General features: G+C 34.3%; 11 protein-coding genes. 6 read left to right on the forward strand and 5 right to left on the reverse strand.

What is annotated here, in order from left to right; translation table 11 throughout:
• Nucleotides 1-48: 48 nt before the first annotated feature.
• The 5 genes from ACKI42_RS05770 to ACKI42_RS05790 form a co-directional block, all read right to left on the reverse strand.
• Complete coding sequence (locus ACKI42_RS05770; RefSeq protein ID WP_407403375.1) at nucleotides 49-906, reverse strand: ABC transporter permease; 858 nt, start codon at nucleotides 904-906, stop codon at nucleotides 49-51.
• A gap of 104 nt (nucleotides 907-1010) precedes the next feature.
• Nucleotides 1011-1874, reverse strand: a complete 864-nt coding sequence (rfbA, locus tag ACKI42_RS05775; protein WP_407403377.1) for a glucose-1-phosphate thymidylyltransferase RfbA — start codon at nucleotides 1872-1874, stop codon at nucleotides 1011-1013.
• A 48-nt stretch (nucleotides 1875-1922) separates the two neighbouring features.
• Entirely contained in the window at nucleotides 1923-2291 is a 369-nt protein-coding gene (locus ACKI42_RS05780; RefSeq protein WP_407403379.1) for a four helix bundle protein, read from the reverse strand.
• 78 nt (nucleotides 2292-2369) lie between these two features.
• Nucleotides 2370-3449 carry a dTDP-glucose 4,6-dehydratase gene (gene rfbB, locus ACKI42_RS05785; protein ID WP_407403381.1) on the reverse strand — a complete coding sequence of 360 codons (1080 nt, stop codon included), beginning with the start codon at nucleotides 3447-3449 and terminating at the stop codon, nucleotides 2370-2372.
• A 99-nt stretch (nucleotides 3450-3548) separates the two neighbouring features.
• On the reverse strand, nucleotides 3549-4862 hold the full coding sequence (locus tag ACKI42_RS05790) for a UDP-glucose dehydrogenase family protein (protein ID WP_407403383.1): 1314 nt from the start codon (nucleotides 4860-4862) through the stop codon (nucleotides 3549-3551).
• 297 nt (nucleotides 4863-5159) lie between these two features.
• Here ACKI42_RS05790 and rimP point away from each other — a divergent pair, with 297 nt between their 5' ends.
• From rimP to ACKI42_RS05820, 6 genes are all read left to right on the forward strand, one after another.
• Complete coding sequence (gene rimP, locus ACKI42_RS05795; RefSeq protein WP_407403385.1) at nucleotides 5160-5627, forward strand: ribosome assembly cofactor RimP; 468 nt, start codon at nucleotides 5160-5162, stop codon at nucleotides 5625-5627.
• Between the two features lie 18 nt (nucleotides 5628-5645).
• Nucleotides 5646-6881 (forward strand): transcription termination factor NusA, encoded by a 1236-nt coding sequence (nusA, locus tag ACKI42_RS05800; RefSeq protein ID WP_407403387.1) that lies wholly within the window; start codon nucleotides 5646-5648, stop codon nucleotides 6879-6881.
• Between the two features lie 73 nt (nucleotides 6882-6954).
• Complete coding sequence (gene infB, locus ACKI42_RS05805; RefSeq protein WP_407403389.1) at nucleotides 6955-9909, forward strand: translation initiation factor IF-2; 2955 nt, start codon at nucleotides 6955-6957, stop codon at nucleotides 9907-9909.
• 338 nt (nucleotides 9910-10247) lie between these two features.
• On the forward strand, nucleotides 10248-13268 hold the full coding sequence (locus ACKI42_RS05810; RefSeq protein WP_407403391.1) for a SusC/RagA family TonB-linked outer membrane protein: 3021 nt from the start codon (nucleotides 10248-10250) through the stop codon (nucleotides 13266-13268).
• 14 nt (nucleotides 13269-13282) lie between these two features.
• On the forward strand, nucleotides 13283-14767 hold the full coding sequence (locus ACKI42_RS05815) for a RagB/SusD family nutrient uptake outer membrane protein (protein WP_407403393.1): 1485 nt from the start codon (nucleotides 13283-13285) through the stop codon (nucleotides 14765-14767).
• Nucleotides 14768-14857: 90 nt separating this feature from the next.
• Nucleotides 14858-16795 (forward strand): putative porin, encoded by a 1938-nt coding sequence (locus ACKI42_RS05820; protein WP_407403395.1) that lies wholly within the window; start codon nucleotides 14858-14860, stop codon nucleotides 16793-16795.
• The last annotated feature ends 7 nt before the right edge of the window (nucleotides 16796-16802 follow it).

Consider the following 16802-nt stretch of genomic DNA (forward strand, 5'->3'; position numbering starts at 1 on the left):
TTATTTTTATTTTAGAGGTTATACTGATTCATTATCACCAAGCAATCATTATACGGTATCGATAAACGATTTTTCGGATTTGTTGAATACTACAAGCCCAAATAGTAATACGACAATGATAAAAACAAAACTCATCAGCAATCTAGCTACATTGAAATCTCCAGAGCCTATAAAACCGTATTTAAAACACTCGAATATTGGAGTTAAAGGGTTTAGGTCCGCTAAATATCCATAGCTTCCTAGTTTTTGTTTTACCAATGTAGTAGGCAAAATAACAGGTGTAAACCACATAAATAAACTTACTCCAAAGCCTAATAACAAAGACAAATCTCTATATTTGGTGGTAAGTGAAGAAAATAACATCCCAAGCCCTAAAGAAAATAAAGCAAGAAAGATAATTAATACAGGTGAGAACAATGCCCACAAATTGGGTTGTACTTCTCCACGGTATATAAAGTAAGCCAGTACAATAAAAAATAAAATAAGCTGTACGCCCAATCTCATAAAACTAGAGATAATAGTAGAGATAGGTGTTACCAATCTTGGGAAATAGACCTTACCAAAAATCCCCGCATTACCAGTGAAAACATTAGAAACACTAAGCATTGTCGTGCTAAAGTACCCCCATAGTGTATTTCCTGCAAGGTAGAATAGTACAGGCGGAATGCCATCTGTAGGCAAACTTGCGATATTACCAAAAACAAGTGTAAATACAATGGTGGTAAGAATAGGATTGATGAAAAACCAAAGTGGTCCCAATATGGTTTGCTTGAAAGAAGAAATAAAATCTCTTTTCACAAACATGAAAACCAAATCGCGATATTGCCAGACTTCCTTAAGGTTCAGTCGAAATAATGAGTCTTTAGACTCTATTACATCGGTCCACTTTTGTTGTGGTGTATTCATTTGTGAGGGATTTGTATTATAAATTTTAATTAATATTGTGTATTCTGATAGTTAATACCAAAAACAACAACTACCATGTTGGTAGTAATTGTTTTAGATAGGTACTATTTACCAATCAGATTTTTAAGGTAACCACCGTATCCGCTTTTGCCATATTTTTTGGCTGCATCTAGAAGTTGCTCTTCGTTGATATAGCCTTTTTTATATGCAATTTCTTCAATACAAGAAATTTTGAATCCTTGTCTTTTTTCTAGCACTTTTACAAATTCTGAAGCATCATGCAAAGAATCGAAAGTCCCAGTGTCTAGCCATGCAGTACCACGACTCATAACGCCCACTTCTAGATTTCCTTGTTCTAGGTAAACTCTGTTTACATCAGTGATTTCTAATTCTCCTCTTGGTGAAGGTTTTAGATTTTTAGCAATTTCTACCACAGAATTATCATAGAAGTACAAACCAGGAACAGCAAAATTAGATTTCGGATGTTCTGGTTTTTCTTCAATAGAGATTGCTTTTAGTTCATCATCAAATTCTACCACGCCATATCTTTCGGGATCCGATACTTGGTACGCAAACACACAACCGCCTTTTACATTGGTTTTGCTGGTAAGTAATTCTGGTAATCCTGCACCGTAGAAGATATTATCTCCCAAAACAAGTGCTACGGAATCGTCCCCAATGAATTCTTCTCCTAATATAAATGCTTGTGCTAGCCCATCTGGACTTGGCTGTGTTTTATATTGTATATGACAACCCAATTGAGAACCATCGCCCAATAGTTTGATAAATCCTTCTTGATCGTGAGGAGTTGTAATAATCAATATTTCTCTAATGCCCGCCAATAATAGGGTAGACAATGGATAGTAAATCATGGGTTTGTCATACACCGGCATCAATTGCTTGCTAACGGCTATAGTAAGTGGGTATAATCTTGTGCCAGAACCTCCAGCTAATATAATTCCTTTCATGTTTTAATTTTTGTGGTTAGAATGTTAAAAAGTTAGAGAGATAAGGCGTTACATTTGGGTGCCTTTTTCTTTCAAACTTGCTATTAACTTTGCCAACATATTTTTGATGTAATAAATTCTTTTTATTGTATCGTCATTCCTTTTTATAAATGAAAGACGTTCTGCTATTTCTAATTGAGTATCGAGTTCACTTAAAGAGCCTAACGAAATGTATAGAAATCGCATTAATTCAGCGCTTCCTTTTCTTCCTGAACCTTCTGCAATATTTGAAGGAACTGAAATGGCGGCTCTTTTCATTTGGCTCGTCAGACCAAATAATTCTTCTTTGGGAAAGCTAGAAGTTATTTTGTATATATCCTCCACAAGAAGCATTGATTCTTGCCAAACTTTCAAATCCTTATGTGATTGTATATTCATTAAATCTTACAATTTCACTCTCTAACTCTCTAACTCTCTAACTCTCTAACCTTTTAGTCTTTCTAACATTCTAATTAACTAAGAATATTGCTTATCATAGTACTTTTGATAGTCGCCCGAAGTTACGTTGTCTAGCCATTCTTTGTTATCCAAAAACCAATCTATCGTTTTGCTTAGTCCTTGTTCAAAGGTAACCGATGGTTTCCAACCCAAATCTTTATTGAGTTTGGTTGCATCAATGGCGTAACGTTTGTCGTGTCCTGGTCTATCTTTCACATAAGTGATCAATTTTTCTGAATAACCAATAGGATTACCTAGTTTTTCATCCATCTGCTTGATCAGTTCTTTTACCAAATCAATATTCTGCCACTCGTTGAAACCACCAATATTGTAAGTTTCTCCCGTTTTAGCTTCATTGAAGATTTGGTGTATTGCTTTGGCGTGATCGATTACGAAAAGCCAATCTCTCGTATATTTTCCATCTCCGTATATAGGTAAAGATTTACCATTAAGGATATTCGAAATACAAAGCGGAATGAGTTTCTCTGGAAAATGATTTGGACCGTAATTGTTAGAACAATTAGACAAGATAAAAGGCATACCATACGTATTACCATAAGCTCTTACCAAATGGTCTGATGCTGCTTTAGATGCTGAGTACGGAGATTGTGGATCGTAAGCAGTAGTCTCCAAAAAGAAACCTGTTTCGCCCAAACTTCCATATACCTCATCGGTTGAAACATGATAGAAAAGATTTGTTCTTGGTCCATCAGGGAAATTACCATGTTGATGATCTGGGTTTAGCGTCCAAAATTCTTTACAAAGATTGAGAAGATTAGCTGTTCCATTCACATTTGTGTTAATAAACGCCATAGGATCTGTAATACTTCTATCTACATGGCTTTCTGCAGCAAGGTGAATTACAGCATCTGGATAATATTTTTCAAAAACCTTTCTTAGTTCTTCAGGTTTTGTGATATCTGCTTTTTCGAAAACGTAATTAGGTTCATTTTCTATGTCTTTTAGATTTTCTAGATTTCCTGCGTATGTAAGTGCATCAAGGTTGATGATCCTAGTATTGGGATTATTGATCACAAATTCTCTAACAACATGTGAGCCTATAAATCCAGCTCCTCCTGTGATGATTATATTTTGCATTATTCTGTGTTTTTATGATAAAATGAAGCGCCAAAGATATTAAAATATTATAATGACGATTTATAGTTTTTATATTAATCTACGTTGGGTATTGAAGTATTATCCCAAAATTGTCTTTCTACCGATACTTTTGTAGAAGAATCCGTTTTGCTCAGGTATTTCTAGAGGGTAAAGGTTTCTACCATCAAAGATGACTTTATTATTCATCTTTTCCGACATCATCTTAAAGTTAGGGTTTTTAAATTCTGGCCATTCTGTAGCAATCAATAATGCATCAGCATTTTCCAAAGCTTCATACATGCTTTTTGCATACTGTATTTTATCATCTAAGATTTTTCTTACATTTTTCTCTGCTACAGTATCATAGGCAACTACTTTTGCCCCTTTTTCTAATAATATTTCTATATTATCTAATGAAGAGGCTTCTCTAATATCGTCTGTATTGGCTTTAAAGGCAAGTCCCCATACAGCAATTGTTTTCCCAGCAATATCGCCATTGAAATATTTTTCTATTTCCGAAACCAGAATTACTTTTTGCGAAATGTTTACTTTTTCGGTTGCTTCAAGAATTTCAAAATCGAAGTTTTCATCTTTTCCAGATCTTATTAATGCTTTCACATCTTTTGGGAAGCAGCTTCCTCCATATCCAATTCCTGGGAAAAGAAAACGGTTTCCAATACGGTCGTCACTTCCCATGCCCAATCTTACTTTATCTACGTCTGCGCCTACTTTTTCACAATAGTTGGCAATTTCATTCATAAAGGTAATCTTTACTGCCAAAAATGAATTGGATGCGTATTTCGTTAATTCGGATGATTTCTCATCCATAAAGATAATAGGTATACCAGTATTGGTAAAAGGCTGGTAAATTTGAGACATAATGTCTTTAGCTCGTTCAGAGCTAGATCCTACCACAACTCGTGCAGGGTTCATAGAGTCTTCTACGGCAAATCCTTCTCTCAGAAATTCGGGATTAGAAACTACATCAAATTCTATATTGGTTCTAGCCGAGATCACTTCTCTTACTCTATCGGCTGTGCCTACAGGAACTGTACTTTTGTTCACGATTACTTTATACTCGGTGATCATTTCGCCTACTTTATCGGCAACGCTCAAAACGTATGAAAGATCCGCAGATCCATCCTCTCCTGGTGGAGTAGGTAAAGCAAGATAAATGACTTCACTTTTCTCTAAAGCTTCTTGAAGATCTGTAGTAAAAAATAATCTTTCAGATTGTATATTTCTAAGGAACATTTCTTCCAAATTGGGTTCGTATATCGGCACGATCCCTTTTTTCATTCCTTCTACTTTTTTTTCATCGATATCAACACAGTATACAGAATTTCCAAGCTCTGCCAGGGTAGTACCTGTTACCAAACCTACGTAACCTGTTCCTACGATTGTTATATTCAAAATATATGTTTTTTAATTATTGACAAAAATACTAAAAATAGTTCCAAATCCTCTTAAACAACCAATAACTTGTGTATAATTCAAACAAAATGCTGTGTTTATTATGAGAATCATAAAATATTTTATCTTTTCTTTCTCTTAATGTTGATTTTATTAGGTATTGTTATTGCGTTGATTATGAACAGTATTTGCGTTTTTTATAAATTTGTTGTATATTTGCAGGAGATTTACGGAAAAAATGAAAAGGCTTCGAGAGAAAGCCTTTTTTCGTACGGGTAAATCATCATTACATACGATATGGAGTTTAGAAAAAATATTGAAACATTATTAAATGATTTCTTGGCAACAAGAGAAGATTTATTTCTTATTGATTTAAAGATTTCTACGGCAAGCGATGTTACCGTAATTTTGGACGGTGATAATGGTGTCACTTTGCAGGATTGTTTAGACGCAAGCCGCGCTATAGAATTCAATATGGATCGTGAGGAGCATGATTTTAGCCTTCAAGTAATGTCTGCAGGGCTTAGTGAGCCATTGGTGACGCCAAGACAATTTAATAAAAATCTTGGTAGAGATATAGAGATTATGCTACAAGATTCTTCTGAAATTGAAGGAGAATTAGTAGACGTAGATGAGGAAAAGATAACGCTGGTACTACGTTACAGAAAACCGAAAGAAGTAGGTAAAGGAAAGGTAGACGTGGAAGAGGAAAGAGAAATTGTATACTCTGATATCAAAAAAGCGTTAGTCGCAATTAAATTTTAAAAAGAAAAAAAAGAATAAATGGATAATATAGCGTTGATTGAATCCTTTGGTGATTTTAAAGACGAGAAAGGGATCAGTAAGATTGATCTTATGGCAATTATTGAAGATTCTCTAAAAACTCTTTTGAGAAAAAGATTTGATTCTGATGATCATTTTGATGTAATTGTAAACCCTGATAAAGGTGACTTTCAGATTTTTTTAAATAAAACGATCGTTGAAGACGAGATGTCTGAAGATGATGATTTGGAAATAGAAATCACTGCAGCAAAGAAAATAGATCCTACTTTTGAAGTAGGGGAAGATTTCACTATGGAAATTCCTGTAGCACAGCTTGGAAGAAGAAGTATCCTTACTTTGAAACAAATTTTGGCTACGAAATTGCAGGAACACAATAATGCAATGCTTTACGAGCAGTTTAAAGATAGAATTGGCGAGATCGTAATGGGCGAAATACACCATATCCGTCACAAGCACGTTATTTTATTAGATGATGAAGAGAATGAGTTTATTTTACCTAAAGAAAACCAAATATCTTCAGATTTCTTCAAGAAAGGAGAAAACATCAGAGCAGTAGTAGAATCTGTAGATTTCAAAGGATCTAAACCACAAATTATTATTTCAAGAACGGCTCCTAAATTCTTAGAGAAATTATTAGAATTAGAAATTCCTGAAATTCAAGACGGAACTATTATTCTAAAAAAAGCAGTGAGAATACCTGGTGAAAAAGCCAAAATTGCTGTGGATGCTTACGATGATAGAATAGATCCAGTAGGAGCTTGTGTTGGAGTGAAAGGTTCTAGAATACATGGTGTAGTAAGAGAATTAAGAAACGAAAATATAGATGTTATTCAGTGGTCCAAAAACCCTGAAATTTTTGTAAAGAGAGCTTTAGGAAACGTAACGATTAATAAAATCGAGATTAACGAGGAGAGAAAGTATGCGATGGTATACACGCCTATCGAAGAAATTTCTAAGGTAATTGGTAAACAAGGGCAAAACATCAGATTGGCTTCATGGCTTACTGGGTACGAGATAGATGTACACAGAGAAGCGAGTGAAGATGATGACGTTGATCTTAGAGAGTTCAACGATGATATTGAACAATGGGTTTTAGATGAGTTTAAGAAAGTGGGTCTTACAACTGCAAAATCTGTATTGGATAAGGAAACAGAAAGTCTTTTAAATATGGTTGATCTAGAAGAAGAAACAATCGAAGACGTAAAACGTATTTTGAGAGAGGAATTTGAAGATTAAAATTTCATAATAAATTTTAATAAAAAGTAAAAATACTTTAATTTTAAAAATTAAAAAATAGTAAATAATATAGATGCCAAAAATAAGATTAAATAAAGCGGTTAAGGAATTTAACATATCGATGACGCGACTAGTAGAATTTTTGCAGTCAAAAGACTTCGTGGTTGAAAGTAATCCTAACGCTCAATTAGAAGAAGCGGCATATTCTGCATTAGAAGCTGAGTTTGCCAAAGATGGCGAGCAACGTAAGGCTTCTCATGAGGTGGTTATTTCTAAAGTTCCAGAAGAAAAGTTGGAAATAGTAGAAGAGAAAGCACCTGAAGTAATAAGAGCTAAAGCTAATACAAAACCGGAAACTAGAATTTTAGGTAAGATAGATCTTGAACCTAAAAAGACTGAGTTTGTGGTAGAAACTCCTCCTACTTCTGCTCCTGTAGAAGAGAAGAAAGAAGAAGTAAAAGAAATAGAGGTGGCAAAAGAAGAGCCAACTCAGGTTGCGGTAACCAAACCAATACAAGAAAAGCAGGAATTTAAAGTGTTGGATAAAATTGATTTGTCTCAGATTGAGGGAAATAGAAATAGACCTGCAAAAAAAGATAAACCTAAAGCTGAGGTAGCAAAGCCAGAAGTGAAAGCAGTAATGCCAATTGTGGAAACACCTAAGCCGGTTGAAAAACCAATTGAAAAAGTGGAGCAGAAAAAAGTGGAACCCATAGTAGACGAACCTCAGGAATCTCAGAAGATAGAAACTGTATATCAGAAACTGGATGGGCCAAAAATTGTAGGTGAAAAAATTGATTTGTCTCAATTTGCACCAAAGCCTAATGCGGGTGCTAAAAAGAAGCGAAAAAGAATAGAAAAACCTGGAACTAACCAACCTAACACGGGTAACAACCCATCAGGTGGTGCCAACCGTCCTCAAGGACAAAATGGCCCAGGAGGAAACCGCCCACCAGGACAAGCAGGTTCAGGAGGAAACCGTCCACCAGGACAAGCGGGTACAGGACCAAACCGTTTTGGTAATAACCAAGGAAACCGTCCACCAGGACAAGGTGGAGGCTTCAAGAAAGCTCCAGGAGGAAATAATAATAGACCAGGGCAAAGAACAATGCCGGTTGAGTTGACAGACGAACAAGTTAAAAATCAAATCAAGGAAACTCTTGAGAAATTAACAAATAAAGGAGGAAAATCCAAATCGTCTAAACATAGAAAGGACAAGAGAACATACCGTAGAGAACAAGATGAGCGTCAGCAAGAAATTGATGCGCAAGATATCACATTAAAAGTAACAGAATTCATCACTGTAGGTGAATTGGCAAGTTTGATGAATGTTTCTCCTACGGAAGTAATCTCAGCATGTTTCTCTCTTGGGGTAATGGTTACCATGAACCAAAGATTAGAAGCGGATACCTTATTATTAGTTGCAGATGAATTCGGATATAAAATTGAATTTTCTGATGCAGATCTAGAAGAAGCAGATACTGAAGAGTATGTAGATACTGAAGAAGATCTACTACCTAGAGCTCCAATTGTGACAGTAATGGGTCACGTAGATCATGGTAAAACATCTCTACTAGATTATATTAGAAAAACTAATGTCATCGCTGGGGAATCTGGAGGTATTACACAGCACATTGGTGCTTACAATGTGAAATTAGAAGGTGGACAGAGAATTACATTCTTGGATACACCAGGTCACGAAGCGTTTACCGCGATGAGAGCGAGAGGTGCACAGATCACAGATATTGCAATTATTGTGATTGCTGCTGATGATGATGTAATGCCTCAAACGAAAGAAGCTATTTCTCACGCACAAGCTGCAGGTGTACCAATGATTATAGCATTTAACAAAGTAGATAAGCAAGGTGCAAATGCAGACAACGTACGTCAGCAACTTTCTGGAATGAATATTCTTGTAGAAGAGTGGGGTGGTACTGTACAAGCACAAGAAATCTCAGCTAAATTTGGGAATAATATGGATCTTCTTTTAGAAAAAGTATTATTGCAGGCAGAGATGTTAGAGCTAAAAGCAAATCCTAATAGAAATGCTCAGGGTGTTGTAATTGAAGCTTCACTGGATAAAGGTAGAGGATATGTAGCAACAATGTTGGTACAATCTGGTACTCTAAAAGTTGGAGATTATGTATTAGCAGGTAAAAACCATGGTAAGGTAAAAGCTATGCTTGATGAAAGGGGTAAAAATCTTACAGAAGCAGGACCTTCTATCCCAGTCACTATTTTAGGTTTAGATGGAGCACCTACTGCTGGGGATAAGTTTAAAGTATTTGAAGACGAAAGTGAAGCAAAATCTATTGCTAACAAGAGAGAACAACTACAAAGAGAGCTTTCTATCAGAACTAAGAAACATACTACATTAGAAGAGTTGGGTAGACGTATTGCTATTGGTGATTTCAAAGAACTGAATATAATCCTTAAGGGTGATGTAGATGGTTCTGTAGAAGCATTATCAGACCAATTACAAAGACTTTCCACAGAGGAAATCAGCGTAAATATCCTTCACTCTGGTGTAGGTCAGATTACTGAATCAGACATCAACTTGGCAGCAGCTTCAGACGCAATCATTATTGGATTCAACGTAAGAGCTGGTGCTAATGCTAAAGAGCTTGCAGATAAAGAAGAAATAGAAATCAGACATTATTCTGTAATCTATGCCGCTATTGAAGAGGTAAAAGATGCAATGGAAGGTATGTTATCTCCAGAGATTAAAGAACAAGTAATTGGTAATGTGGAGATCAGAGAAGTATTCAAGATTTCTAAGATTGGTACAATTGCGGGTTGTATGGTTCTTTCTGGTAAAGTAACAAGACAATCTAAAGTAAGAGTACTTCGTGATGGTATCGTGAAATTTGACGGTGAACTAGAGAGTTTAAAACGTTTCAAAGACGATGTAAGAGAAGTTACAAAAGGCTACGAATGTGGATTGAACCTTAAAGGCTACAACGATATCGAACAATATGATATCCTTGAAGTATATGAAGAAGTTGCAGTGAAGAAAAAACTGAAATAATTTCTTGAAGACCCTCAAAGTCACAGCAAGTGTTGTGATTCTATATAATAGACTGTTTTCGTTACTGACGAAAACAGTCTTTTTTTTTAGAATTTAACAGGTATATGCAATAAAATAGAAAGATTATAAATAATATCAAAACAGTTAAAAATTATCAATTTTATATGAAATTACTAAGTTTATACTGTGTTTTGATTCATTTTTTATCATAATAGTGCAGGAACAAATACATATTGAAGATAATTCTATAAATAACAAATAATAAATTTGAATTTAAATTTGCATATGTTAATATTTATTAACATATTTGCCGATAAAATATATTAAAATTTGTTAATATGAATGTTAAATTACGTGTATTAAGTGCTGGAGCTCTGTTCTTTTTGGGACAAGTTGCATTTGCACAACAAAAACCAAAAGATACTGCTGATAATGAAACTCAAATTGAAGAGGTAGTAATGATTGGTTATAGTAGTGTTCCAAAAGAGAGTTATGTAGGGACAGCTTCCAAAGTAAATGCCAAATCAATTGAAGCTAAAAATGTATCTACAGTTAGTCAGGCTCTAGCTGGAGAATCGGCGGGTGTAAGAGTTATAAACACTTCAGGGCAACCTGGTACAGATGCTACAATTAGAATTAGAGGTTTTGGATCAGTAAATGGAAACAGAAGTCCACTTTATGTATTAGATGGAGTTCCTTACACAGGAAATGTAAGTGCAATTAACCCTGATGATATCGAAAATATGATAATTCTTAAGGATGCCACTGCAACATCAATTTATGGTGCAAGAGGAGCAAACGGAGTTGTTGTAATGAATACCAAGAAAGGTAGAGCTAATAAATCAGTAATTCAAATAGAGTCTAAAGTTGGATTTAATATGGGGTTGTTACCTCGTTATGAAACAATAAAATCTCCAGAACAATTCGTAGGTTTAAGTTGGGAAGCTTTAAGAAATCAAGGAAGATTATTAAATAATGCTAATCCAATAACATATGCTAATAATAATCTTTTCAGTGGTACAGGTATTAGCCCCGATTATAACTTATGGGGACTTTCTGGATCACAATTAATAGATCCTGCAACAGGTCAGGTAAGACCTGGATTGAGCAGAAAATATGATCCTGAGAATTGGGAAGATTATGCATTTCAAACTTCAGTTAGAACTGAGAATAATTTAAGTATAAGTGGTGGTAGTGATAAAACAACTTTTTACACCAATATTGGATATCTAAGTGATGAAGGTTATTCAATAAATTCAAATTTTGAAAGATATAATGGTAGATTAAATTTATCTCATCAAGCTAAAAGCTGGTTAAAAGGTGAATTTAATTTAGGATATTCTTATTCAAAAGCTAAAAGAAATGGTCAGACGGCAGATTCTGGAAGTATTTTTTGGTTTGTAGATAATATACCTTCAATATATCCTTTATTTTTAAGAGATGCTGCGGGTAATAAGGTTGCAGATCCACGTTACGGTGGTTTCCAATATGATTATGGGGATGGTCCAAACGGAAGAGGCTTTGGTGCTCTAACCAATTCAATAGCCGACGCAACATATAATCAGAATAATTTTTATAAGCATGAGCTAAATGCGAATATGTTTTTAAAAGCTGATATTACAAAATTCCTAAGTTTTGAAACAAGAATTGGAGGGCAGTATTATAATAATAGTAATGATCAGGTTGATAATCCATACTATGGAAGTGCTGCGAGTCAAAATGGATATATCTTTAAGACGAAGACAGAGCTTATGTCATACAACTGGCTTCAGTTATTGAGATTTAACAAAAAGTTTGACGATCATAGTGTTCAAGCATTTGTTGCTCATGAAAGTAATAGTTGGGAACAGAAATATATGTCGGCTGGAAGACCCAATATTATAGATATGATTCCTGAATTGAATATTGGAATTGGTGAGTCTCAATCTAGCTCATACCTTAATAGCTATATGTTAGAAAGTTATTTTGGCCAGTTAAGTTATAATTTTAAAGGCAAATACTTTTTTGATGGTACAGTAAGAAGAGATGGATCATCTAGATTTTTAAACCAAAAATGGGATACCTTTGCATCTGGAGGAATCGGATGGTTAGCTTCAAGAGAAAACTTTCTCCAAGATAATAAGACAATTAAGTATCTGAAGTTAAAAGCTAGTTATGGAACTGTGGGAGATCAAGGAGGAGTAGGATTCTATCCTGGCTACAATGTATATAATCCTGGTAATTTTATGGGACTACCCGGTGCAGCTTTCGATAGAAATGGATATCCAGAGTTAACATGGGAAAAAGCAAATAATTTCCAAGGAGGTATAGAACTTAATTTATTTAAAAATAGTGCTGTTGAAATAACGGTTGATTATTATGCGAAAAAAACAAATAATTTAATTTTTGACAATAGATTAGCACCATCTACAGGTAATGCTATCTTGAAAGTTAACGATGGTATTTTGAAGAATCAAGGATTAGAATTTACAGTAAATACACATATTATTAATAAAAACGATTTTAGACTAGATTTTGGCTTTAATGGAGAAGTTCTAAAAAATGAACTAGCTCAAATGCCAGTAGATATTAGTACTGGAGAACGTAAATTATTAGATTTATCAGAAGCTGGTTTTGGACGTGCAGCGGGTAGATCTATTTACGATTATTATATGAGAGAATATGCGGGTGTGAATTCGGCTACTGGAGCAGCACAATGGTATGTAAATTACTTAGATAAGAATGGAAATGGTGGGTTCGATGCTGGCGAACAGATAACATCACTATATGAATATCAGTCACAAAATCCTAATGCTGACATTAGAACTGGAACAACCGAAAACTATGCACAAGCGACACAAAAATATCTAGATAAATCTGCAATTCCTGATATTAGAGGAGCATTTAATTTAGATTTTGGATACAAATCTTTCTCTCTAGGTGTACAATTTCTATATAGTGTAGGAGGTTATGCATACGATGGAGCTTATGCAGGGCTTATGCATAATAGACAAGTAGGTGGAAACAATTGGCATGATGACATTCTTAATAGATGGCAAAATCCAGGTGATGTAACTGATGTTCCAAGACTTTCATCTAATTATGCTGCTGATGTTAATTTTAATGCAAGATCAAGTAGATTTCTTATTAAATCAGATTTTATTGCTCTTAATAATTTAAGAGTTGGATATTCTCTTCCCCAAAATTATGTCAAAGCTTTGGGTATGACCGGATTTAATCTTTTTATAACTGGTGATAATTTATGGATTACAAGTAAAAGAAAAGGTTTAAACCCAAGTGTTTCTGAAACAGGTGGTAGTGATACTTATGCGTATGCTCCATTATCAACTATTACCTTTGGTGCAAAAATTAACTTCTAAAGATTAAACTAAAAATGAAAAAGATATTACTATTATCAAGTATTGCATTGGCAACACTTACTATTTCTTGTAAGGATGAGTTTCTTGAAACTTCACCTACACAAACAATAGGAGATGCACCATTGCAAATTAAATTAAACGGTTTATATAATTTAATGATTACAGCAGAATCTGGAGGAACGACTGCACATGATGATATGGGTCACAAAGGATATGATATTTATACGGATATTCTGTCACAAGATTTTGTTTTAGAAGGAGTAACCTATGGTTGGTACTCTAATATGGCAAGTTTGTCTGCACCTGCAGATTTTACTCAACAAGAAAATTATAGACCTTGGAGATTTTATTATAGATTAATCGCAGGGGCAAACGATGTAATTGATGAGTTGGGTGGAACAAATGCAGTTCCCTCTGGTTCAGATGAGAGATATGCAATGGGTCAAGCAAAAGCAATTAGAGGCTTAGCCTATTTTCAACTAATGCAAATGTACACTAAAGGATATAGTGCAAACGAGCCGTCAATCCCATTATATACAACATCTCAATCACCAGCAGGTCCTAAGGCAACGCAGCAACAAGTTTATGGTCAGATAACAGACGATTTGACTAAATCTATTGATTACTTAGAAGGCTTCAATAGAGAAAATAAAGGACAAATTGATCAATCTGTTGCGAAAGGTCTTTTAGCATATACTTATGCAGCGACAGAACAATATGCTTTAGCTGCAACACTTTCTAAAGATATCATAACTAATTACGGTTATCCAATAACATCTAAAACTCAAGCCATAAGAATGGCTCATTCTGCGGGAGCTGCCCCTAGTGGCGGTGGATTTAATGACTTAGAAACGCCAAGTTGGATGTGGGGTTATGATATTGAAGTCGTGAATGGTTTAGATTTAATAAGCTGGTGGGGACAAGTTGATATGTTTACTTATAGCTATGCTTCTGTAGGAGATAGAAAAGGAATAGATTTAAACTTATACAATAGTATGAGAGCAGATGATGCGAGAAAAAATCAGTTTGTAATGGCAAATGATGTTCAAGCTAATATTGCTGCAACTCCTGCAAGAAATTATCCTGGTAATAAGTTTTATGCGCCTGATAGAATATTTCAAAAACAGAGACAAATTGATGCGGATTATATCTATATGAGAGTTGATGAATTTCATTTATTAGCTGCTGAATCTTTAGCAAAATCTGGACAAGAAGGAGAGGCTAAACAAATACTTAAAAATTATTTGCAAAATAGAATTACAGATGTAAGTTATATTGATACTCTTTCTGGAGTTGCTTTACAAACTGAAATTTATAAGAATACACGTATAGAATTTTGGGGAGAAGGTAAATCTTATTTTGCTTTGAAAAGGAATAAAGCAACTGTGACTAGAGGTACAAATCACCGATTTTTGGCAGGTCAATCTTTTTCTTATGATGATGAAAGATTATATATGAAAATTCCACAACAAGAAGTTTTGAATAATCCAAACTTCTAATAATCTAGTAAATTTTATTTTACTATACTGTTTTTATAAATCCTCGCACTGCGAGGATTTTTTATTTATTTTTGCATTATACTATTTATAATGAAATACATCATTCTTATCATATTTTTTGGCTTCACTGCCAAAGCTCAAGTGATTGTTAATAAAACAGAAGTTATTGCATCTGAAAAAAAAATTGAGGATACTTTGGTCATAGATTCTGGTAAGAAAGATTCTATGAAAATTTTTAAACCCACCATTCAGGATTATCAATTTCAAAAACAATATGGCGAAAAGAAAGTTTTCGACACAGTTTTAAGTGTTGATAAAACCTATATATTCTCGCAGTTTAACGATAAAGATAATTTCGGAAAAGTACAATTTGCAAACATAGGTGCAGGTTTCAATCCGCTTTCTTATGAGGTTAACGCAGAGCAGAATCTCTCTATGTTGCCTACCAATAAGTCTTATGGAATTCTGGGTCCCAATCACATTCGATATTATGATGTAAAAACTCCCACTGCAACATTCATCTACCATAATGCCATGAAAAATGGTGCAGCTCTAAATTCTACTTACACTCAGAATATTGGTAAACAATTCAATTTTGCTATAGAATATTTCGGACTACGCTCTCAAGGAATGTATAGAAATTCTTTGGCGGCTAATAACAATACATTATTCTCAGGACACTATACTTCAAAAAGTGGTAGATATGAACTCTTCGCTCATTATTTACATCAAAATGTGAATAACCAAGAGAATGGAGGAATTGTAAATGATGAACTTTTCCAATCAGGAGACAATGAATTTAGTAACCGTTGGAATGCACAAGTAAATCTGGCATCTACAAGTACTCAGTTTTCTTACCGAAGATATTATCTGAGTCATCAGTATACACCTTTTAATTCTGAAAAATTTCCCTTCAGGATTAGACACACTTTGTCCAACCAAAGCAACAAATATTATTTTCATCAAGATGCTTTAGAAAACTATTGGTTTGAGTTGCCGACGGAAGTAGATAGCTCATTCCCTTTGTCTACCAAAAAATATTCTAGCAATTTTAGCAATACGGTAAGTTTGGTTTTGGATAATGAAAAATTTAAGCTTGATGCTGGAGTGCGTTATCAGATTCTGAAATTCGGACTTAATGAGTTATCTGTTCCATTATCAGATTTTCCAGCAGAGACAAAAGAGAATAGATTGGGGGCAGTGGCCAATTTGCAGATAAAATTATTTGAAAAATTGCAGCTAAATTCATTTCTGGAAATATCAAAAGGAAATCAATTTGGTAATTATCTGAAAACAACTAATTATTTTCATTTTGAACCCATCAAAGATTATTCTATCAATGCAAAAGTGAATTTTCAAAGCGTTTATCCATCATTCAATTATTTAGCTAATGCTTCGGTTTACAGTAAATTCAATTATTATTTAGCCGATATCAAGAATCAGAATGTAACAGAAATTGGAGGAAGTGTAGACCTGAAGTGGTTTAAAACGCAAATCTTTGCCAACTACTTTAGGATTGATAATTATACTTATTTCAATGAAGATGCAATGCCTTTGCAAAGCGATACACCTCTTAATATCTCACAAATTGGTGGAGACGCTACTTTTAGTTTTGGCAAATTTCACCTGAATGCAAGAGTGCAGTTTCAGAATAATCTTACCAACAAAGATTTATTGCCATTACCCTCATTCATTGGGAGAGGGAACCTCTTTTTTCAGTCTAAAGCCTTTAAAAATGCAGCAGAAATTCAGACAGGTATAAAAGTATATTATTTCACAAAGTTTGCCTCCAGGGAATATTTACCACTCATCAACGAATATATTTTACCCAATGCAAATTCCTTTTCTATTGGTGGGCAACCTATTGCAGATATCTATTTTAACCTAAAGGTGAAAAAGATGTTTTTCTTTATAGAAGGACAACAAATAGGAACGGTGATCGCCCACAACAAATCTTATGCTTTTCCGCATTATCCAGTGTATGATTTCAGACTGAATTTGGGTATTGTATGGTATTTATTTAATTAAAAAAACA

It is taken from the genome of Chryseobacterium sp., assembly GCF_045629545.1.
Taxonomy (GTDB): Bacteria; Bacteroidota; Bacteroidia; order Flavobacteriales; family Weeksellaceae; genus Chryseobacterium.